22 protein-coding genes, 1 rRNA gene and 1 other RNA gene are annotated in these 22,075 nt (G+C 42.4%); 17 read left to right on the plus strand and 7 right to left on the minus strand.

Features of this window, described 5'->3' with window-relative positions; translation table 11 throughout:
* Nucleotides 1-258 precede the first annotated feature (258 nt).
* From hisG to H150_RS0111400, 3 genes are all read left to right on the plus strand, one after another.
* On the plus strand, nt 259-915 hold the full coding sequence (gene hisG, locus H150_RS0111385) for an ATP phosphoribosyltransferase (RefSeq protein ID WP_019959189.1): 657 nt from the start codon (nt 259-261) through the stop codon (nt 913-915).
* Between the two features lie 182 nt (nt 916-1,097).
* Nucleotides 1,098-1,427, plus strand: a complete 330-nt coding sequence (locus tag H150_RS0111395) for a lysozyme inhibitor LprI family protein (RefSeq protein ID WP_019959191.1) — start codon at nt 1,098-1,100, stop codon at nt 1,425-1,427.
* A gap of 152 nt (nt 1,428-1,579) precedes the next feature.
* Complete coding sequence (locus tag H150_RS0111400; protein ID WP_019959192.1) at nt 1,580-2,530, plus strand: ABC transporter substrate-binding protein; 951 nt, start codon at nt 1,580-1,582, stop codon at nt 2,528-2,530.
* Nucleotides 2,531-2,650: 120 nt separating this feature from the next.
* Here the strand turns inward: H150_RS0111400 and H150_RS0111405 are convergent, their stop codons facing one another.
* Nucleotides 2,651-3,340, minus strand: a complete 690-nt coding sequence (locus H150_RS0111405; protein ID WP_019959193.1) for an aspartate/glutamate racemase family protein — start codon at nt 3,338-3,340, stop codon at nt 2,651-2,653.
* A gap of 29 nt (nt 3,341-3,369) precedes the next feature.
* Nucleotides 3,370-3,747 carry a winged helix-turn-helix transcriptional regulator gene (locus tag H150_RS0111410; protein WP_019959194.1) on the minus strand — a complete coding sequence of 126 codons (378 nt, stop codon included), beginning with the start codon at nt 3,745-3,747 and terminating at the stop codon, nt 3,370-3,372.
* A 143-nt stretch (nt 3,748-3,890) separates the two neighbouring features.
* Between H150_RS0111410 and H150_RS0111415 the strand changes: the two genes are divergently transcribed.
* The 6 genes from H150_RS0111415 to H150_RS0111440 all read left to right on the plus strand — a co-directional run bounded on the left by H150_RS0111415 (nt 3,891) and on the right by H150_RS0111440 (nt 8,725).
* On the plus strand, nt 3,891-4,127 hold the full coding sequence (locus tag H150_RS0111415; protein ID WP_019959195.1) for a DUF896 domain-containing protein: 237 nt from the start codon (nt 3,891-3,893) through the stop codon (nt 4,125-4,127).
* A gap of 75 nt (nt 4,128-4,202) precedes the next feature.
* Nucleotides 4,203-5,072, plus strand: coding sequence for a pirin family protein (locus H150_RS0111420; protein WP_019959196.1), 870 nt, complete (start codon nt 4,203-4,205; stop codon nt 5,070-5,072).
* Nucleotides 5,073-5,337: 265 nt separating this feature from the next.
* On the plus strand, nt 5,338-6,165 hold the full coding sequence (locus H150_RS0111425; RefSeq protein ID WP_019959197.1) for a glycosyltransferase family 2 protein: 828 nt from the start codon (nt 5,338-5,340) through the stop codon (nt 6,163-6,165).
* Between the two features lie 78 nt (nt 6,166-6,243).
* A complete protein-coding gene (gene purB / locus H150_RS0111430; protein ID WP_019959198.1) occupies nt 6,244-7,608 on the plus strand; it encodes an adenylosuccinate lyase in 1,365 nt (454 codons plus the stop codon).
* Nucleotides 7,609-7,617: 9 nt separating this feature from the next.
* Nucleotides 7,618-7,845, plus strand: coding sequence for an exodeoxyribonuclease VII small subunit (locus H150_RS0111435; RefSeq protein WP_019959199.1), 228 nt, complete (start codon nt 7,618-7,620; stop codon nt 7,843-7,845).
* Nucleotides 7,829-8,725: a polyprenyl synthetase family protein gene (locus tag H150_RS0111440; RefSeq protein WP_425316057.1), complete on the plus strand. Its 897-nt coding sequence runs from the start codon at nt 7,829-7,831 to the stop codon at nt 8,723-8,725. Before H150_RS0111435 ends, H150_RS0111440 begins: the two co-directional genes overlap by 17 nt.
* A gap of 69 nt (nt 8,726-8,794) precedes the next feature.
* On the opposite strand, the gene H150_RS0111445 is transcribed toward H150_RS0111440, so the two are convergent.
* Together H150_RS0111445 and H150_RS0111450 are read right to left on the minus strand one after the other, a co-directional pair.
* On the minus strand, nt 8,795-9,934 hold the full coding sequence (locus tag H150_RS0111445) for an ABC transporter substrate-binding protein (RefSeq protein WP_019959201.1): 1,140 nt from the start codon (nt 9,932-9,934) through the stop codon (nt 8,795-8,797).
* Nucleotides 9,935-10,417: 483 nt separating this feature from the next.
* A complete protein-coding gene (locus tag H150_RS0111450; RefSeq protein ID WP_019959202.1) occupies nt 10,418-11,530 on the minus strand; it encodes an ABC transporter substrate-binding protein in 1,113 nt (370 codons plus the stop codon).
* 947 nt (nt 11,531-12,477) lie between these two features.
* Between H150_RS0111450 and H150_RS0111460 the strand changes: the two genes are divergently transcribed.
* Together H150_RS0111460 and H150_RS0111465 are read left to right on the plus strand one after the other, a co-directional pair.
* Entirely contained in the window at nt 12,478-13,020 is a 543-nt protein-coding gene (locus H150_RS0111460; protein ID WP_019959204.1) for a hypothetical protein, read from the plus strand.
* A gap of 155 nt (nt 13,021-13,175) precedes the next feature.
* Nucleotides 13,176-13,628, plus strand: a complete 453-nt coding sequence (locus tag H150_RS0111465; protein WP_155970598.1) for a hypothetical protein — start codon at nt 13,176-13,178, stop codon at nt 13,626-13,628.
* A gap of 147 nt (nt 13,629-13,775) precedes the next feature.
* On the opposite strand, the gene H150_RS0111470 is transcribed toward H150_RS0111465, so the two are convergent.
* A complete protein-coding gene (locus H150_RS0111470) occupies nt 13,776-14,615 on the minus strand; it encodes an SDR family oxidoreductase (RefSeq protein WP_019959206.1) in 840 nt (279 codons plus the stop codon).
* A gap of 176 nt (nt 14,616-14,791) precedes the next feature.
* On the opposite strand from H150_RS0111470, the gene ffs reads away from it, so the two are divergent.
* Together ffs and H150_RS0111480 are read left to right on the plus strand one after the other, a co-directional pair.
* An RNA gene (gene ffs / locus H150_RS15020) (signal recognition particle sRNA small type) lies at nt 14,792-14,889 on the plus strand.
* A 172-nt stretch (nt 14,890-15,061) separates the two neighbouring features.
* The gene (locus H150_RS0111480; RefSeq protein WP_019959209.1) at nt 15,062-16,156 is read left to right on the plus strand and encodes an NAD(P)-dependent alcohol dehydrogenase; all 1,095 of its coding nucleotides are present in this window, start codon (nt 15,062-15,064) and stop codon (nt 16,154-16,156) included.
* Nucleotides 16,157-16,222: 66 nt separating this feature from the next.
* Here the strand turns inward: H150_RS0111480 and H150_RS0111485 are convergent, their stop codons facing one another.
* Nucleotides 16,223-16,969 carry an IclR family transcriptional regulator gene (locus tag H150_RS0111485; protein WP_019959210.1) on the minus strand — a complete coding sequence of 249 codons (747 nt, stop codon included), beginning with the start codon at nt 16,967-16,969 and terminating at the stop codon, nt 16,223-16,225.
* 130 nt (nt 16,970-17,099) lie between these two features.
* On the opposite strand from H150_RS0111485, the gene fahA reads away from it, so the two are divergent.
* The 4 genes from fahA (at nt 17,100) to H150_RS0111505 (ending at nt 21,717) form a co-directional block, all read left to right on the plus strand.
* On the plus strand, nt 17,100-18,359 hold the full coding sequence (fahA, locus tag H150_RS0111490) for a fumarylacetoacetase (protein ID WP_019959211.1): 1,260 nt from the start codon (nt 17,100-17,102) through the stop codon (nt 18,357-18,359).
* Between the two features lie 49 nt (nt 18,360-18,408).
* Nucleotides 18,409-18,957, plus strand: coding sequence for a VOC family protein (locus tag H150_RS0111495; RefSeq protein WP_019959212.1), 549 nt, complete (start codon nt 18,409-18,411; stop codon nt 18,955-18,957).
* A 164-nt stretch (nt 18,958-19,121) separates the two neighbouring features.
* Entirely contained in the window at nt 19,122-19,694 is a 573-nt protein-coding gene (locus tag H150_RS0111500; RefSeq protein WP_019959213.1) for a DUF6036 family nucleotidyltransferase, read from the plus strand.
* A 133-nt stretch (nt 19,695-19,827) separates the two neighbouring features.
* Nucleotides 19,828-21,717, plus strand: coding sequence for a ribonuclease catalytic domain-containing protein (locus tag H150_RS0111505; RefSeq protein WP_019959214.1), 1,890 nt, complete (start codon nt 19,828-19,830; stop codon nt 21,715-21,717).
* Between the two features lie 142 nt (nt 21,718-21,859).
* On the opposite strand, the gene rrf is transcribed toward H150_RS0111505, so the two are convergent.
* Nucleotides 21,860-21,973, minus strand: a 5S ribosomal RNA gene (rrf, locus tag H150_RS0111510).
* Nucleotides 21,974-22,075: the final 102 nt, after the last annotated feature.

A 22,075-nucleotide genomic window follows, 5' to 3' on the forward strand; every position in this document is an offset into this window, starting at 1 on the left:
ATGTTGCATGGTGTACCAAGATGTGTGTGTTGGGTCGGTTTGTGGGAAGCTTGATACAACAAGCTTCATAAGCGGCCAGCGTCCTGTAACATAGACAAAGCTTGGTCAGTTTGGTGTAATGGGCCTATCCATTGGCTTGGGAAAAACACTGTTTTTTGTGTTCTAATCACACCAAGCATGAGCTTCTCCTGCTACGGCAGAACGATTATTTGCGCTTGGGCACGTCCCACCCGCCACTTTTTTGACTGAATTAAGAACATGACTGCATCCCAAAATTTGACCATCGCCTTGTCTAAAGGGCGTATTTTTGATGAAACCTTGCCTTTGTTGGCAGCTGCGGGCATCGTGCCTGCGGAAGATCCTGAAAAATCTCGCAAACTGATCATTGATACCAACCATCCCAACATTCGCTTGGTGATTGTGCGTGCCACAGACGTACCAACCTATGTGCAATATGGCGCTGCGGATTTGGGTATTGCAGGTCGTGACGTTTTGACCGAACACGGTGGCGATGGCTTATACCAACCATTGGATTTGCGCATTGCCAAATGCCGCATGATGGTCGCGGTACACAAAGATTTTGATTATGCCACGGCTTCACGCGCTGGCAGCCGTTTAAAAGTCGCCACCAAATACCCTAATATTGCGATGGAACACTTTGCCAAAAAAGGCATGCACGTAGACATCATCAAATTGTATGGTTCTATGGAGTTGGGTCCGTTGGTGGGTTTATCAGATGCCATCGTCGATTTGGTTTCTACAGGCAGCACGTTAAAAGCCAATGATTTGCAAGCCGTCGAACACATCAGCGACATTTCTAGCCGCTTGGTCGTCAACAAAGCTGCTTTGAAATTGAAGTTTGGCGAAATCCAGCCGATTATCGATGCTTTTCGCGATGCGCGCCAACCTGAATAATCAATTGGTATCACGCTCACACATGCGCCAAGCCACCATTGCGGTGGCTTTTTGTTTGCCCACAATTTGCTACTGCAAGCAGCATTTCAACAGCTTTACCATCGCCACATTTGCAACGGCAAATAATTGTTTTATCATCAATCAAGCATACCAATATTGGTTTGATAACTAAGGAGAAAACCATGAATAAAGTCATTATATTGAGTCTGATTGCAGCCAGCGGTTTGATGCTTTTGCCTACGACACAAGCGGCCAGTTTCAATTGTAACAAAGCTGGTAACGCCACCGAAGAAACCATTTGCGCCAATGCCCGTTTGAGCAAAGCCGATGTCAAACTCGCCAATACCTATGAAATTGTAATGCGTTTGAGCGACCAAAGCCCTTATATTCGTGGCGAGCAATTGCAATGGTTACGAAATCGCAATCAATGCGGCTCACGCGTGGCTTGCATCAGCGAAGAATACCAATATCGCCAACAAAGCTTGGAAGATTATTTACAAGCCAATCATTGAACCCAATTCTCCGAACAGCGTCCTGTAAACATTTACAGGACGCTGTTTTTAAATAACAGTCTGTACTCTAAATTTTTCATCTTATTAAATTGATAATCATTATTATTTAGATATATACTGTGCGCACTTTTCTAAAATGACATCAAACTAAAATGAAACAAAAAACTGTGATTGCCGGCGCATTAATCAGTGCCACTTTGTTGCTCGCTCAAACAGCAACAGCTCAAAACATTGTTTGGAAAGCACAAACGATTCAATTGCAACAAACGCCTCAAAAATTGGCAGTGTATGAATTGTCGGCGTTGGACACTTTGAACGCTTTGGGCATCCAAGCGCAAATTGTTCCTGAGACCAGTTTCCCCAATCAATTGAATGTTTACAATGGCAATCTTGCCATCAAAGCAGGGACTTTGTTTGAGCCTGATGTGGCGGTTTTGAATGCACAAAAACCTGATTTGATTGTTTTGGGTGGTCGCTCACAAGCCAAAGCCGATACACTTCAAGGCATTGCACCTGTTTTAAATTTAAGCCCAGATACCGATAATTTGATGCCTGATTTGAAAGCGCGCACCGAACTATTTGCCGATTTGTTTGGCAAACAAGCACAAGCTGCCAAGCGTTTGCAAATCATCGACACCAAACAAGCCAAACTCAAAGCGCAAACCAAAGGCAAAACCGCTTTGATGTTGTTCACCAATAAAGGCAATTTCATGCCACACGCTGAAGGCGAGCGTTTTGGTTATGTGTATGAATTTAGCGGCCTGAAATCAGTATTGCCTGTGGTGCCACCAAAAGACCCTAACGCCCCTGCCACACCTCGTCCTGAAGCAGGTTCTCCAGAAGCTTTGGCAGCCAAAGCCAAAGCCGATGCACGTTTACAGGCCGCTGTGGCAGCCCAGCCTGATTATGTGATTGTTTTGGATCGTGGTGCGGTCAATACCAATGAATACACCGCTTTGGAAGAATGGAAAAAAAATCCGATTTTGAATCAATCAAAAGCCAAAATCATTTTGGTAGATGCCAATGCTTGGTATTTGGTGGGTCCGGGCTTGAGCAATACCGAATTCATGTTGGATGAATTGATTAAAGGTACGCAACATTAAAACCAATTGTATGTTTTTTTAAACCCTGTATCGCCTGTCCAACAAGCGTTTTGTCAGTGGTTTTAAAACAAATCAACTGTATCATCAGCGTCCTGTAAAAAAGTTTACAGGACGCTGATTTTAATTCAACGAAAATGCCACTGCTTTTTGAGCATGCAACGCAGTCGTATCAAAAAGCGGTACGCCCACATCCACATCACCGACCAACATCACAATTTCGGTACAGCCCAAAATGATGCCTTGCGCACCTTCGGCCACCAAACGCTGCATGATATCAGTATATATTTGGCGACTTTCGGGCAAGACTTGACCCAAACACAACTCCGCATAAATGATGCGATGAATCTCGGCACGTTCTGCTTCATTGGGCAACAACACTTCCAAACCTTGTACATGCAAACGCTCACGGTAAAAATCTTGTTCCATCGTGAATGCCGTACCCAATAAAGCCACTTTTTGGATGTCTTGCGCCACAATTTGGTCAGCAGTCGCATCGGCAATGTGCAATAAAGGTACGGTAATGGCTTGCTCTATCGCCTCAGCGACTTTGTGCATGGTATTGGTACACAACACTATCGCTTCTGCGCCTGCTTTTTGCAAAGACTGAGCGGCATTGGCCAGCATCACGCCCGCTTCTTCCCAACGTCCTTGTTGTTGCAAATAGGCAATTTTTGCAAAATCCACACTGATTAAAATCAATTGTGCCGAATGCAAACCACCCAAAGCGTCCTGTACGCCTCGATTGATTTGCTGATAATACAAAGCCGTCGATTCCCACGACATCCCACCAATCAAACCCAAAGTACGCATGCATGGCTCCATGTGTTTGGACGAAAGGTTTAACTGTGTTCTTTCGCCAATTGTTTGTAATGTTGGCACTCACATTGGTATTGCATACCCCAATCGTGCATGACTTGAATCACAGGCATCAAAGTTTTGCCAAACTCAGTCAAAGAGTATTCTACTTTTGGCGGCACTTGCGGATACACTTCTCGATGGACAATACCCGCTTGTTCTAACTCACGCAACTGCAAGGTCAACATGCGTTGCGTAATGTCAGGCAACAAACGGCGCAATTCATTGAAACGCTGCGTTCCTTGGCACAAATGGTATAAAATCAAGACCTTCCATTTGCCACCTATCACATCCAATGTCACATGCACAGGACAAGTTGCCGCCTGTGCCTCTAATTCATAGTTTAAATTTATTGTGTTCATATTCATTTAACAGTATAAAAAATGTGCGTACTATCTAAAAAAAATGTATGGGCTATAATACACCCATCGAAACAAACAAACCAATGAAATTTAACCACGCACAGAACCAATGTTGGTTCTGCTTCACTCGAAAGGAAACTCTCATGCGTATTATCGAATTGGATCGCATCAACACTTTGGCTCGCAAAGCACGTGCAGAGGGTTTGAGCGCAGCAGAATTGGCAGAACGTGACGCATTGCGCCAAACTTATTTGCGCCAAGTGCGTGGTCAAATGACCAATACTTTAGCCAATGTGACCGTATTAGACCCAGAAGGTACTGATGTAACGCCATTGAAATTGCGTGCACACCAATGGGCAGGCACGATGCAAGTGAATTAACCAAGCTTTGACAAGCGTCCTGAAAGCGTTTGCCAAAAGCGCACAGAATCAATCATTGAAGAAAAGAGAAAAATCATGCGTGAAGTTCGTCAAGTTTATGCTAAAAATCCGCGTCACTGGGTGGGTGATGGTTTTTGGGTAGAACCTTTGTTTTCTCACACGAGCTTGGATAAAAATACCAATCCATTTTTGATGTTGGATTATGCCGCACCTTACAATTTCCCACCTAAAGCAGGTGCCAAACGGGGTGTGGGCGCTCACCCTCACAAAGGTTTTGAAACTGTGACCATTGCTTACCAAGGCGAAGTAGCTCACCGTGATTCCACTGGTGGCGGTGGCGTGATTCAAGAAGGCGATGTGCAATGGATGACTGCAGGCAACGGCATTATTCACGAAGAGTTTCATTCTGAAACATTTGCCCAAGCAGGCGGCATGTTTGAGATGGTGCAATTGTGGGTAAATTTGCCAGCCAAAGACAAAGCCACACCAGCGCGTTACCAACATTTGGCTAAAAAAGACATTCCTGTGGTGGAATTTGCCGATGAAGCGGGTCATGTGCGTTTGATTGCAGGCGATTATGCAAACGTGGATGGTGCTGCCGATACATTTACAGAAATGAATGTGTGGGACATGGTGTTGCATGCAGGCAAACAAACCGATATCAACGTGCCTGATAACCACACTTTGAGCATGGTCGTTTTGCGTGGCGAAGTATTGTTTAACGGCAAAGACGTTGCCAAAGCAGGTCAATTGGTGGGCTTTCACGATGGTACTGGTGCTGTGAATTTGGCAGCGCAAGGCGATGAAGATGCCAAAGTTTTGGTGTTGTCTGGTGTGCCGATTGATGAGCCGATTGCCGCTTATGGTCCGTTTGTGATGAATACTGAAGACGAAATTCGCGCTGCTATCCATGATTTTAACAGCGGTAAATTCGGTCGGATTTAAATTGATTCATCAATAAAATGTCATCAAGCGTCCTGTAATTTACAGGACGCTTATTTACATCCATTGCCATCGTTTCTTTCATTTTGTTTTCAAACTGTACAGACACTCTTGATGGCCATTTTTAAAGCTGGAACAAAAATTGATTAGTCTGACCATCGGCCAAGCAAACTCACCAATTCAATCTCATCTTGGAATCAAATATGCGTTAAAATAACGGTTTATTTGATTCCAATTTACCATCTGTCATCCTCTGACCCTATCTATTATGAGCCAAACCAACAAAATCGATGTCATCATTCCCTGTTATAATGCTGCTGCTACTTTGGCGCGTGCTTTAGAAAGTGTATTGGTACAAGATTATTTGGGGCGCATCATTATTGTGGATGATGCTTCTAGCGATGCCAGCGTCGCTATCGCACAATCTTATCAAGCTCGTTTTCCACAACACATCGTGATTGAAAAACTGCCTCAAAATAGCGGTGTGGCTCGGGCACGCAATTGGGGTATGTTGGTTAGTCAAGCCGACGTCGTTGCTTTTTTAGATGCCGATGATGCATACGAGCGCCATGTTTTGGGTTTTGCGAGTGCGGTGATGCAGTTTCGACCTGAAATTCCTATGTTGCGCTTGGGCTTAAAACCCGTGGATTTGGATGAAAAATATGCCCAACATCCTAATTTTTCCTATGGTTGGCGACATGTAGAAATGACGGTTGGCGGCAATATGATTTTCAGGCGTGCATTTTTACTCGCTTGTGGTGGTTTCCCGCAAGACCAATTGTTTCGCCGCTTAGGTGGTGAAGATGTTGCGCTGGGATTGGCGGTATTACAAGTCACCCAAATGGGTGTGGCATTTGACAATGTGGGTTTGAATGACATTACAGTGTTGCATTATTGTCGCCCCAACATGCATGCTTATCGGCTTTTGGATACGGTTTTATTTGCCCAATCTCAAAACCACATTACGCAAGCCGATCATGATGCAGCTCAAAATGTGACTGACAATATTGTTTCACGGCTACAAAACTTACAAACTTGGTTGAGCGTTCAACCCAAAGGCAAAATTCCATTACAAGTGGAAACAGCGCCTCAATAAACAAACTATTTTCCTGCTGATGCTGACAGGATACTTCAGCTTTAAGCTTTACTTTAGTACAACGAAAGAAACGCAAAAATGGACAGTATTTACGCTCTTAGCCCACTTGATGGTCGTTACGCGAAATCAGTAGAGGCTTTGCGCCCTATTTTCTCTGAATATGGTTTGATGAAATTCCGTGTACAAGTGGAATTGTCTTGGCTCAAAGCCTTAGCAGCAGAAGAAAAAATTGCCGAAGTGCCTGCTTTTTCAGATTTGACCATCAAAGAAATCAACGATGTGATGGCAAACTTCTCTTTGGCAGACGCTGCAGTGGTTAAAAGCATTGAAGCGACCACCAATCACGACGTCAAAGCGATTGAATATTGGTTAAAAGAACGTTTCAGCGGCGTGCCTGAAGTATTGGCTGTGAGCGAATTCATCCACTTTGCTTGTACCAGTGAAGACATCAACAACTTGAGCCATGCTTTGATGTTAAAAACCGCTCGTGATGAAGTAGTATTGCCTGCATTGCAAGACATTATCAGCAAATTGACTGACATGTCACACGAATTTTCAGCGATGCCAATGATGGCGCGTACTCACGGTCAACCTGCAACCCCAACCACTTTGGGCAAAGAGTTGGCGAACGTAGTATTCCGTTTGCAACGCCAAGTTGAAGGCTTAAAAGCGCAAGAATTCTTGGGCAAAATCAATGGTGCGGTGGGCAACTACAATGCTCACATGGTCGCTTACCCAGAAGTGGATTGGGAAAAACATTGCAGCTCATTTGTGAAATCTTTGGGCATCACTTTCAATCCTTACACAATTCAAATTGAACCACACGATTACATCGCCGAATTCTTCCAAACCTTGACGCGCGTAAACACCATTTTGGTGGACTTTAACCGTGACGTTTGGGGCTATATTTCTTTGGGTTACTTCAAACAAAAAGTCAAAGCTGGCGAAGTCGGTTCTTCAACCATGCCGCACAAAGTCAATCCAATTGACTTTGAAAACTCAGAAGGCAATTTGGGCATGGCCAACGCTGTGTTGAGCTTCATGGCTGAAAAATTGCCTGTATCTCGCTGGCAGCGTGACTTAACCGACTCAACGGTGCTACGCAACATGGGCGTAGGCTTGGGTTACACCATTTTAGGCTGGTCTGCTCATTTGCGTGGCTTGAACAAATTGGAAACCAATCCAGCAGCTTTGTTAGCGGATTTGGATGCAACTTGGGAATTGTTGGCTGAGCCGATTCAAACAGTGATGCGTCGCTTTGCCGTGCCAAATCCTTACGAGCAATTGAAAGATTTGACCCGTGGTAAAGGTGGTATCACACCTGAAACATTGAAAATTTTCATTGAAAAATTGGATATTCCACAAGCCGAAAAAGAAAAATTGTTGGCTTTGCGTCCTGAAACCTACATCGGTAAAGCCGTTGAATTGGCCAACCGCATCTAAGGATTTTGCATGAAAAAAGCCGTAACTGCCAAAAGCTTTGAAGAAGCTGTGGCACGTTTGGAAGCCATTACCCAAGCGATGCAAGGCAACGAGTTGAGCTTGGAAGATGCTTTGGCTGCTTACAAAGAAGGCAATGAGTTGGTGCAGTTTTGCCAACAAAAATTGGCCGACGTGGAGCAGCAATTGCAAGTTTTGGATGGCGACGAATTGAAGGAGTTGCATCTCAATGACGATTGATTTTCCAGCATGGCTACAAGCTACTCAAGCGCAAGCTGAAGCTGCTGTTGAGCGTTATTTGCCCACCGAATCCACAGGTCAAGAAACCTTACATGAAGCCATGAGCTATGTGAGCGTGGGCGGTGGCAAGCGTTTTCGTCCTTTGCTGGCGGCTGCGGCTGCCCGTTTGGGTGCGGCAGATGCCGATGCTTTGAGTGCAGCGATGGCAGCGATTGAATATGTGCATGTGTATTCTTTGGTGCATGACGACATGCCAGAAATGGACAATGACAGCATGCGTCGAGGCAAACCGACTTGTCATATTCAATACGACCAATCTACGGCTTTGCTCGTGGGTGATGCGTTACAGACTTTGGCATTTGATGTTTTAAGCCGTCCTGTAAACTTGCCTGCAATGCAACAATTAAAACGTGTGCAAGTGTTGGCGCGTGCTTCAGGCAGCTTAGGCATGGCGGGTGGTCAAGGCATTGATTTGGCCAATGTCGGCAAAGATTTGACGCTTGAACAATTGCAACACATGCACAGTTTGAAAACAGGTGCGTTGATTCGTGCAGCAGTGGCTTTGGGCGGTTTGTCTTGTGCCGATGTGTCTGAAACTTTGTTAAACGCTTTGGATGTGTATGCCGACAAGCTCGGCTTGGCATTTCAAGTGATTGACGATGTATTGGATTGTGAACAAGACAGCGCCACTTTAGGCAAAACCGCAGGCAAAGACGAAGAAGCCAACAAACCCACTTATGTGAAGTTGTTGGGTTTGGAGCCAGCTCGTGCGCAAGCGATTGCCTTGGCGCAAGAAGCCAAAGCCGCAGTCGCATCTTATGGCGAAGCTGCCGATGCGCTGCTGGGTTTGGCAGACTATGTCATTCAACGCAATCACTGATTCCTAGCCACACCAAGCGTCCTGTAAAGAGTTACAGGACGCTTTTTATTCCATCTGTAACATCCATGATTAATTTGCAGCCCAAGCATTAAAACGCTTGTTCAAAACCTCAGCATTTTTAATCCAAAAATCCACATCCAACGGCATGGTGCCACGCATATTGGCGTGTGTGGTTGGCAACAATTTGGCAAACTCCAACGGCACTTTCGCTGCCGCTTCTTTGTTTGGCAAACCATACGCAATATTATTAGCGGCCAATTTCGATTGATTATCGGCCTCACTGGTAAAGGCAATCAAATCCATTGCAGCTTCTTTATTCGATGCATTTTTCAAAATCACCCAGCTATCAATCGCATAAATACTTTCAGGCCACACCATTTTAAAATTGCGTTTTTCCGCGGCATTCAAAGCAGGAATGCGACCACTGTAAGCGGATGCCATCACCACGCGACTTTCAGCCAAATATTCCAAAGGTTGAGACCCTTTTTCCCACCAAATAATATGGGGTTTTAAAACCTCCAAACGCTTAAAGGCTCGATTCACCCCTTCTGGTGTCGACAAAGTTGGATAAACCTTATTCAGCGGTACGCCTTCTGAGAGCAGCGCAAATTCCAAATTGTATTTGGCACCCTTGCGCAAAGCACGCTTGCCTGGGAATTTTTTCACATCCCAAAAATCAGCCCACGACTTAGGTCCATGCGCCATTTTGTCACCGTCATATGTCAAAACCGTTGACCAAACAATACTGCCCACCCCACACTCACTGCTCGCGCCATCGACAAACTTAGCAGGGCTGCCCAATTTAGACCAATCCAGTTTTTCAAACAAACCTTCATTGCATCCCAAAGCCAATTCTTCAGCCTCAACTTGCACCAAATCCCAATCTGGATTGCCTTTAGCCACTTGATTTTTCAAAATATCATAGCCGCCATCATACGATTTATCGACCACAGGCGTGCCCAATTTTTGCGCAAAAGGCTGAAAGAAAATTTTACGTTGTACATCTTGATATGCCCCACCCCAAGATGCCACCGTCAAGTAACGCTCTCCACTTGCCGATCTTTCAGAACCAGAGTAAGCCTCACCTGTAATATTTTTAGAAGCGGGTACCGGTGCATCAGAGTCTAGTCCTGTTAACGATGCTTCGCCACCACAAGCTGCTGTGACAATCAACGTGCCGATTACGAGTGCCAAATTTGTCAATTTCATTATCAGACTTCCTGTATCTTAAACAAACTACTGATAAAAACAGGTATCACACGATTTTTTCATTGAATTTAAACCATCTCAATTCAAGGTCTCCTCCCCCAAAACACCGACCTTCTCTACATGTTATACCCCTCTTGATTGATTACATTTCATACAACATCACACCTCAATCAATCTTTACTAACATTCTAATTCTACCCACACTTACAATTTATTTAATTATCATAAATAATTCAAGAATAATCATTAAAATCATAGACAATTCAGCAAAAAAGAAATTAACTTCTATATAAAAATTTTAAAAATACACTTATACAACACAGAAAATACCACCAAAAAACTGTTTAAGCGCCATATAAACTGACATCAATAAGGTAAAAATCACCCTAGCTAAAACCTAATTTCATTTTCAACGACCATAAAAAAACGACTTGAAAATCATTCAAGTCGTTTTAGATATTTCTCATCAATAAAACAGCTATCTTAACTACCTAGCCAAGCATTAAAGCGCTTGTTCAAAGTCTCAGAATTTTGTACCCAGAAATTCACATCCAATGGAATCGCACCTGGCATATTTGCTGGTGTGGTTGGCAAGTTTTTCGCAAACTCTAACGGTACTTTCGCGCCAGCTTCTTTATTGGGTAAACCATAAGCAATTTGATTGGCAGCCAATTGAGATTGTCGCTCTGCATCACTGGTGAATTGAATCAAATTCATAGCAGCTTCTTTGTTGGCTGCATTTTTCAAAATCACCCAGCTGTCAATGGCATAAATACTTTCAGGCCATACTACTTTGAAATTGCGCTTATCTGCTTGATTCAAAGCAGGAATACGACCACTATAAGCCGATGCCATAACCACTTTACCTTCAGCCAAATATTCCAAAGGCTGAGAACCTTTTTCCCACCAAATAATATGTGGTTTCAATGTATCCAAACGCTTGAAAGCACGATTCACGCCTTCAGGCGTAGACAAGGTTTTATAAACCTCATGCGGTGGCACACCATCTGATAACAAAGCAAACTCTAAAGTATATTTAGGACCTTTGCGCAAAGAACGCTTGCCTGGAAATTGACTCACATTCCAAAAATCTGCCCAAGATTTAGGTGCTTGCGCCATTTTGTCTGCGTCATACGTCAAAATGGTAGACCAAACAATATTACCGACGCCACATTCATGAATTGCCCCATCAATATATTTAGCAGGGTCTCCCAATGGGCTCCAGTCCATTTTTTCGAACAAGCCATTTTCACAACCCAAAGCCAATTCTTCGGCTTCCACTTGCACCAAGTCCCAATCAGGATTGCCCGTTTCGACTTTGGTTTTCAAAATGTCATAACCACCATCATAAGATTTATCCACAACTGGTGCACCCAATTGCTCTGCAAATGGGGTAAAGAAAATTTTACGCTGCGTGTCTTGATAAGCTCCGCCCCAAGAGGCCACTGTCAAATAACGCTCACCACTGGCCGATTTTTCAGGACCAGAATAAGCTTCACCACTGATGTTTTTAGAAGGCGGTGCGGGTGTTTGTGATTCTGCCCCGGTAGATGATGCATTGCCACCACACGCGGTCAATGTAGCGAGTGTTCCCATAATAAGTGCTAAATACGTCAATTTCATTGTAAAACTTTCTGTATCATAAAAAATAAAACAACTTACGAAAACAGGTATCACACGATTGTTATATTGAACTTCAAGCATCCAAATCCAAGGTCTTACTTTCGCACATCCGACCTTTTTCTACATGTCATACCCCAATTGATTTACTGCTTTTCAAAACACCCACCTTTAAAAATCTTTGACACTTCAAAACCAAGTCACAAAATACCCAATTCATGAACTGGGACATAATGACTTCATTCGTCTTATTAATGTCAATTCAATAATTTTATTTTGATTAACATTAAAAAGCGACCTTAAATCATTTCAGGTCGCCATTTCGATAAGAATCAATATAAAATTACACTTTAAAATGATTTTGTCATTTATTTTTATGCTAATAAAATAAATATTATTGGAATATACATTACTGATTTTAAAAATACAAATACCAAAAAATTAATCTCAATTTAAGATTTAATTTCAGAAAGAAATAAAAAATAAAAAATCCGTTTTATTTCATTTTAATTTGAAAATTATTAATATATAAATATAAAAAATATATGATATTTATATATTAAAAATATATTTTGAATTTTAATAATAACCATGTATTAACCATTATTTATATAATGATTCATTGTTACTTAATAAATTAATTTTTATAAAATTATGACAATTTATTGAAAAACCAATAACAATATTATAAAAATTTCAAATGGTGAATTTTTAGCATCAGCTCCAATCAATGCCTCTAATTCCATCATAACCTCTTCTATCTGCGTTATCTCAAATGGGCTTAGCCATAAAAACATTATAATTTCAAATGAAACAGTGACTTACTTACTAAAATAAAGGCAAAAAAACCAATGTATCCATTCATCAAGCTTACTTCTGCTTCACGATAAGCACATTATTCAAGAATAACCAAAGAAAATATTATGTGGAAAAAATACGCATTATCTTGCTTATTTGGCGCAATTTCTGTGCTCACTTATGCAAATACAACACAAATCAATCCCAATCATCATACTTACGGTCATTGGCAGATGCAGTTTGGCAAACAAAATGCCGCCATTCCCAACAACATCCATGTTTCAGCCATGGGTTTTGACAGCGGACATTTAAGCACTGAGGAGGACACTTGTCGCCATCAAAACGCCGCACTCAGCATACAAACCACGACTTTTACAGGTGCTGCCTTAAAACAAGCCTTGAGCCGTCATTTATTCCATTTGACCTCTCAATATGTTGATATTCTCAAATACCAAAGCACGTCGAAAAATCTACAAGACAACACAGCGCAAACGGGACAAGTGCGAGCCTTATTACAATATATAGATACCAAAAACACTTATTCAGGTATGCACATTCAATATTGTTCAGGTTATAGTGAATATTTCATCCAACTAACGCCTAACAAAGCATTGTATTTATTCACCAATCAAGATAATGAGCGTTACGTTTTATTCAGTAAAAAATAAGTTGCTTGGCCACGTATCTCTCAGATACATGGATGTTAAAAAAGCGTCCTGTAAGCCTTACAGGACGCTTTTTTATAATACGTATTTCATGTATATGGACTAAATTCAATCACAAATGAAATTTAAGTACTCATTCAGTACAGGGATCAATGGCTATGAAACATATTCAATATAATTATCAAATCATGCGCTATTGTTTGATGATTGGACTGATTGCGGCCATTCTTTCATTTTCCTTAATGGCATTAAAGGGTTCTGGATATTCTCATATTATCCAAAATATTTTGTTTGATATGATAACAGTGACCGCTTTTCCCATGCTTTTATGGCTGTTTAAAGTCAATGAGCAAGTTATCAAAGGCATTGTGTTGGCTCATGCCGCCTTTTTAGTCATTTTTAGTTTGTGGCTTTACTCGTTGACTTATCCCGAATCTATGCTATGGATTCACTATATTTTTTCACTGTTAGGTGGTATTACAGGTGGCATAATAAGTGTGTCATATGTATCTGCCAATCGAACCCATTTTAACCAACTCATTGCATTCAGTTTAACGATCTTGGGTATGTTTTTGGTGTTAATCAGTATGATTATTCCGATATTTTTATGATAATAAAAACATTTTTATTAGCGCAAAAAAATCAATATGGGGTGTTTTTCAATCATGTTGCGCTCGAATGGATGCAAATATTTCAAACTTCACAATACGCACATTCAAAGCGTCCTGTAAACTTTACAGGACGCTTAAAAGTTCATATTACTGCTCTTGCCTATCGGTCATCTTAGAAACATTTAACCATTCTTGCGCCAAACGATTCATGTCATGGGCTTTGTGCAACACCGCCTCCACAGCATCACTGCCTGCTGCAAAACGCACAGGCGGCGAAACTTCTTCTGCCAATTGCATCAAAATTGCTGCCAATCGCACAGGGTCTCCCATTTGCTGATGGTTCAACGCCTGCTGTTTTTGCTTAAAATCCAATTCATATTCCATATAATCAGGCACATGCCATTCACCATAGGTTAACGAGGTTTCATCTAAAAAATCGGTTCGAAATGAACCCGGCTCAACCAAAGTTGCATTCAATCCCAAAGGTGCAATCTCCTCGGCCAAGCCTTCCATCCACCCCTCTAAAGCAAATTTAGACGCACTATACACACTATAACCTGCTTGAGATTTCACGCCAGCCAAACCCGATATGGTAAAAATTTGTCCACTTTTTTGCGCACGCATAATCGGCAACACCGCACGAGTCGCATGCATACTGCCAAAAACATTGGTGGCAAATTGTTGCTCAATTTGTTCCGGGCTGATGTTTTCAAACCAGCCCATTTGCCCATACCCTGCATTATTCACCAATACATCAATGCGCCCAAAATGCGCTTGTGCGATGGTGATGCCTGCTTGAACTTGCTGTTCATCACTCACATCCATAGGCACAATTAAAAAGTTCTCGCCATGTTGGCTCAATTTTTTGTGCAACGCATCCGTATTTCTGGCCGTTGCCACCACAGAGCGACCTGCATTCAATAAAAATTTGCACAAACTTAAACCCAAACCTCGACTGGCTCCTGTCACCATCCATACTTTTTTCATAATGCTGCCCTTTGCCTCAATGTCTCAAAAATACCATCCGCTGCCTTGCCCTTAAGCCTACGCATGATATAGACAATACTCACGCTGCAATGCAACAGAAATGACGCCACCATCTTCATTCATGCAAATAAATACTTGGGTTTTGTTCTATTTAATGGTATAGTCACGGCTTCTATGGCGGGTCTCCTCGCATGGTTTTTTGAAGCAACGGGTCAGGGGCGGAAGCCAGCAGCCCACTTTGAAGTCGCCAGTGCCGAGGGTCGGGCTCGCCACCTTATTAAAAAAAGCCGTTCTGCTTACAGGACGGCTTTTTTGCATGCTCAATACCATTTTCACAGCATAAAAGCACTGACCTATCACGTCAATTCTCGTATGATTCACCTTGCTATGTTGAGACTTCATCAACGTAGCCATCACGATAAAACATTCATAGAGAGATTTTACCAATGGATATTACTGCTGCAGTCACTGCCGCCCAAGGCGCAGAATTTGAATTACAAACGGTACAATTAGGCGAACCCAGTGCTGATGAAGTTTTGATTCGTGTTGTTGCCTCTGGTGTATGTCATACCGATGCCGTTGCTCGTGATTTGGCCATTGCACCGTTACCTGCGGTATTAGGTCATGAAGGTTCAGGTGTTATTGAAGCCATAGGCAGCAATGTTCGTGGCCTAGAAGTTGGCGATCATGTGGTATTGTCATTTGCCCATTGTGGTGAATGTGAAATGTGCTTGTCAGGTCACCCGACTTCTTGTTTGGAATTCAATCCTTTAAATTTTGGTGGTTGCAACCACGACCACACTCACCGCATTCACCAACACGGTAAGCCTTTATCCACCTTCTTTGGTCAATCTTCTTTTGGCACTTACGCCATTGCCCACCAACGCAATGCAGTCAAAGTAGATAAAGATGTGGATTTGGCATTATTAGGTCCTTTGGGCTGTGGCATCCAAACAGGCGCAGGCACCGTATTAAACCGCCTAAAACCTGAATTTGGTTCTTCGATTGTGATTTATGGCGCAGGTGCGGTGGGTTTGAGTGCTTTGATGGCTGCTAAAATCATGAATTGCAAACACATTATTGCTGTCGATATCCATGATAACCGCTTGGAAATGGCGCAAAAATTGGGTGCAACAGCAGTAATCAATGGCAAAACCGAAGCCGATGTGGTCGCAAAAATCAAAGAAATCACAGGCGGCGGCAGCCATTACGCCGTTGAAACCACAGGCGTACCACCTGTTGTAACTCAAGCTTTGCAAGCGTTACGTCCATTGGGTACTTGTGCGATTGTCGGCATCACGCCCAAAATGGAAATCGATGTGTTCACCGATATTATGGCAGAAGGCAAATCCATGATAGGAGTGATTGAAGGCGATGCCATTGCCAAAACCTTCATTCCCAATTTGGTGGATTATTACAAAAAAGGTCTGTTCCCATTTGATCAATTGGTACAATTTTTTGAATTTGACCAAATCAATGAAGCCTTTGAAGCCTCTGCCAATGGTTCGGTCATCAAGCCTATTTTGCGCATCCACAAATAAGCACAGCTAGCATCCATAAGCGTCCTGTAAAGTTTACAGGACGCTTATTTGACTTTGAATGCCCCGCTAACCAATCAAATAACGGCTCATTGCTTGAGTCGATTTTTTCAATTGCTGCATCGGATCGCTGTCTAATTGAACCGCAATTTGTTGCGGACGACCCAAACAAGTCACCACATACAATAAATCCCCATTGGCATCAAAAACAGGTGCGGCAATGGCATTGATGCCCGCCATCATTTCCCCTTCCACCACACTGACACCAGATGCCAAAATCGCTTTTTTATGCGGTTCAAATTCTTCTAGCGAACAAAAACCTTCTTGCTCCGCCAGTTGCCGCCAATGTGATTTGTCCAAATAAGTGGCAAACACGCGTCCTGTAGCCGAACGAAACAAAGGCATCAAAGACCCTACTTTCGCACCAATAGGCACGCCAAATTCATCGTCCCAAAATTGCACAACCAAAGGTCCTAAAGCCGTCCAACGTGTCACTTGCAAATAACCGCTGACACTGTTTTTCAAACTTTGTAATTGTGGTTGTAACAATTGCAAAGCATCCGTTCGCCGTGTGGCTGCCAAACCCAAAGACAAAGCCTTATCACCCAACACATACAAACCTTTTTCAGTTTGCTTGGCATAATCATAACGCACCAAACTGACCAAGTAGCGGTGTGCTTTTGCAGGCGGCATATGCGCTTGTTGTGCCACCTCTTTCAACATCAACGGCATGGCAGCCTCTACCAAAACATTCAAAACACTCAAACCAACTTCTAACGACTGTACGCCATGGCTGTTTTTGTTTTTATCTTCCATATCTCTTCCATCTTTAAAATTACACTATGCATAATTAAATAACAATTTGCGTAATTTTTCCAGTGACTATATGATAATCCGTAGAAATAAAACCAATCACACCCATTTGTTGCCACAGGATAAAGCCATTATGAATTTGAATTTGCGTTCTTTTTTAAACATTGCACCCGACAGCGATTTTTCTATGCACAATTTGCCTTATGGTGTTTTTTGCCCACCACAACAATCTGCACGTGTTGGTGTCGCCATTGGGGAATATGTATTGGATTTGTCGGTTTTAGAAACCGCAGGCTTGTTACCTATCCACACTCAACCACCTGTTTTCAAACAAGACAGTTTGAATGCCTTCATTGAATTGGGCGCAGGTGCATGGCAAGATTTACGGGACCGCTTACAAGAAATTTTATCCCACGATTGCCCTGATTTGCGCGACAACGCCACTTTGCGCAAACACGCTTTGCGTCTACAAAGCGACGTCACCATGTTATTGCCTGTGAAGATTGGTGGCTATACCGATTTTTATTCATCCAAAGAACACGCTTACAACGTCGGCTGCATGTTTCGTGATCCTGCCAATGCATTATTGCCCAATTGGAGCGAATTGCCTGTCGGTTATAACGGCCGCGCCAGTTCAGTCGTGGTCAGCGGCACCGACATCGTTCGTCCTAATGGGCAAATCAAACTGCCCAATACAGAACGCCCGATTTTCAGTGCTTGTCGCAAATTAGATTTTGAATTGGAAACAGGTTTTATCGTTGGCAAAGCCACCGCTTTGGGTGATGCCATCGCTTTACAGGACGCACCATCCCACATTTTTGGCATGGTCTTACTCAATGATTGGTCTGCGCGTGACATCCAACAATGGGAATACGTGCCATTAGGTCCTTTCAATGCCAAAACATTTGCCACATCCATCAGCCCTTGGGTCGTGACCATGGCAGCTTTAGAACCATTCAAACAGGCAACGCCCATTCAAGAACCGAAACCATTGGATTATTTATCCACTTGCGAACAATACACATTTGACATTGATTTACAGGTCGCCTTAAGCATAGACAATGACGAAACCATCTTGGCCAATACCAATTTCAAATATTTGTATTGGAGCATGGCGCAACAATTAACCCACCATACTTCAGGTGGTTGCAATGTTGAAATTGGCGATTTGATGGGTTCAGGAACGATTTCAGGCGCAGAAAAATACGAGCGTGGCAGCATGTTGGAATTGACATGGAACAATACTGAACCATTCTTATTAAACAATGGCTTAAATCGTGGCTTTTTAGAAGATGGCGACACGGTCATCATGCGTGGCGTGGCGCAAAAAGACGGCATCCGTGTTGGTTTTGGCGACGTGCGTGGCTGTGTTTTGCCTGCCAAAACTCTCTAAATTCAGCCTCAAAAACGAAAAAAAACAATCTCTACAAAGGAGTCACAACATGAATTTTCAAATTGAAAAAATCCACCATGTCGCATATCGCTGTAAAAATGCCAAACAAACTGCGGCTTGGTATAAAGAAATGTTGGGCATGGATTTTATCTTGGCATTTGCCGAAGACCACGTGCCATCGACCAAAGCATTTGATCCATATATGCACATTTTCTTAGATGCAGGCAATGGCAATGTTTTGGCTTTTTTTGAATTGCCGCATCAACCAGAAATGGGACGAGATGAAAACAGCCCCAAATGGGTACAACATTTGGCTTTGAAAGTGGCAGACCGCAATGCTTTAATCGCCGCCAAAGACCATTTAGAAAGCCATGGTATTGAAGTGTTGGGCATCACCAATCATGGTATTTTTCATTCGATTTATTTCTTTGATCCCAATGGTCATCGCTTAGAATTGACGTATGACGATGAAAAAGCAGCCGCAAAAATTGCCCAAATTACCGAGCAAATGAAGCAAGAAATGTTGGATGAATGGGATGCAACCAAACGTGCACCACACCATACCCAATTTTTACATGCTGAAGAGTTTGGCTCATAAAGATTGCCAATATCATCTCAAGCGTCCTGTAAATCTTACAGGATGCTTGATGTGTTGGCTATGGTCTGAACGACATAAAATACATTTTTAATACATCAACGTGGGAATTAATCAGATTTTTGCATGTCTTCCATTCATTTGCATCATATCGACCGACTATCATCATGATTCAAATTCTTGACAAGATTCATCAATCCGATGCTTTGTTTGTGGCACTCAAAAATTTTCTCAGCAAGATTGATCAAACCTTACCGCCCAACAAAAATGTAAAACTGTTTTTGTTTGGTGGCATGTTGGTATATTTGTACACAGGTTTAGAACGCTCTTACTATATTGAAGGCGAATTCAATCAAAAAGTCTATATTCCAGATGGTTTAAATTGGCTCTACACCCATCACACAGGTCAAGAAAAACAAATTCGCTTCAATAAAAATGACAACAGTCGCTTTAATTTGCTTCACCAAAACTATTTACAGGACGCTCAAATTATTCCTTTTACTCATCTGAAACACATGCAAGTGTATGCTTTAAGCCCTGTTGATGTTTGTGTCAGTAAAATCGCCCGCCTTTCTTTAATCGATATCGAAGATATACAATTGTTGGTCAAAACAGGTCTTTGTAGTCCTCAAAGCATAGAGCAGCGTGCCAAAGAAGCATCCAGCGACTATATTGGCGATTTGAGTCAATTTCATACCAATCTTAATTTGGCCATCCACTATGCTCGCCTTACCAAATAAACAGTATCAAGACTTTGCATCCAGATTTGATTAAAAACTCTTCGGTTTCCACACCACATCAATACGGCTACAACGCCTTTTCATGTAGAATGTTTGGTTACTTTTTACAGCTTAATAAGCACATCGCACAAACATGAATATTTTTTACGAAGAGTCTGGCCAATTCAAACTTGCTCACATCGTCCAAAAAAACGATACCACTTATCAAGTGGATACTCAGTTTGGCAAACGTACCAAGATCAAGACCAACAATGTGTTTTTAGAATTTGATGGCGATATGGCGCAATTCATGCAACAAGCCGAAGCCCATCGAGATGACATTGATACCGACTTATTATGGGAAGTTTGTGGCGATGCCGAATTAAGTGCAGAAGACATTGCAATCGATTATTTTGGCGGCAAACCCAGCAAATCACAATTGGCAGGTACTTATTTGGCTTTGTATGCCGCACCCGCTTATTTCTACAAAAAAGCCAAAGGCATTTTCAAAGCTGCACCTGAAGAAACTTTAAAACAAGCTTTGGCTGCCATTGAACGTAAGAAACAACAAGAAGCACAAATGGCAGCATGGTCGGAAAGCTTACAGGCCGGTCAATTGCCAGAAGCCATTGCTGCGGATATCAAAACCATTTTATACGCGCCTGACAAACAAACCCTAACTTACAAAGCTTTCCAACACGCTTGTGAGCAAAGCAAAAAAAATCCTTTGCAATTGGCGCAACATATTGGTGCGGTCACATCGATACCACAATATTTGCAAGATGGTTTTGAATTTGAATACTTCAAAAAAGGCACAGGTTTTCCAGACATGCCCGTGCCTGCCAATCCTCTCAACTTGCCTATTAACACCACCATCAAAGCGTTTTCCATTGATGATGCAGAAACCACCGAAGTGGATGATGCTTTGTCAGTACAACATTTGGAAAATGGTCATACCCGCATCGGTATTCATATTGCCGCCCCAAGCATTGCCATTCAAGCGGACGATGCCATGGAAAAAAATATTTTCCAACGCCTCTCGACAGTTTATTTTCCTGGCAACAAAATCACCATGCTGCCTGAAAATTGGGTACAAGCTTTTAGCCTAGACGAAGGCAAAACAGTCCCAGCTTTGAGCATTTATTTTGATGTTGATGAAGCATGGCAAGTAACTAGCCAAGAAACCGTTTTGGAACAAGTAGATATTCAAACCAATTTGCGTATTCAAAACATCGAACCTTTATTCAACCATGAACAAGGCACCGATTTAACCCACGACGACCAAGAAGCTTTCGCACACCACCATGACATGGTGTATTTGTTGCAATTGGCGATTGAATTGCAAAAACAACGCAATAAATACGATCCAACCCGCGCGAAACAATACGATTACAGCATTGTATTAAACGATGATGATACCGTTGCCATTTCTACGCGCGAACGTGGTTCTCCTATTGACACTTTGGTGTCTGAAATGATGATTTTGGCCAACAGTACTTGGGCAAAAATGTTGCACGAAAACGAATATGCGGGCATTTTCCGCGTACAACCTGCAGGTAAAGTGCGTTTTAGCACACAATCTGAAAGCCATATCGGCATGGGTGTTGAGCATTATGCATGGTGTACCTCGCCATTGCGTCGTGCCACAGATTATTTTAACCAACGCCAATTGCTCAGTATTATTTTACCCGAACAATTTACAGCTCGTTTTGCGATGCAATCGAGCGATGTGTTTGCTTTGATGCGCGATTTTGATACCACTTACGGTGCTTATGCAGATTTTCAGCGCAAAATGGAAAGTTATTGGAGCTTGGTATACATCCAGCAACAAGACATTCGCCATTTAAAAGCCACCGTTTTAAAAGAAGATTTAGTACGCATCGAAGGTTTACCATTGATGGGTCGTGCAATCGGCATTCCTGTTTGTATGCCACGTTCACGAGCATGGTTAAATATCACTGGTATTCAATTACCACAACAACATATCAGCTTGAATTTCAATAAATTCATTCACAGTCCCGAGGATGAAGTCCAACCTGTTTAATCAGATACTGAGCATCTAAAACCAACAAGCGTCCTGTAAAGTTTACAGGACGCTTGTTTATGTGAATGTGTATTATATTTAAAGCTATCTTTAAGAATGAATAAAGCCCTGATACGTTTGCATCAGGGCTTTAGAATGGGGCGTTTGACGATGACCTACTTTCACATGGGTAATCCACACTATCATCGGCGCTAAGTCGTTTCACGGTCCTGTTCGGGATGGGAAGGCGTGGGACCAACTCGCTATGGTCGTCAAACATAAACTTTAAAATCAGAAAGCCGTCTGTGTTACAGAGCTTTGAAATAGGGCTGTATTATACTGTCTATTTCAATCTTAATCAACTGGGTAATAATTGTAT

The organism is Vitreoscilla stercoraria DSM 513 (assembly GCF_000382305.1).
GTDB classification, from domain to species: Bacteria; Pseudomonadota; Gammaproteobacteria; order Burkholderiales; family Neisseriaceae; genus Vitreoscilla; species Vitreoscilla stercoraria.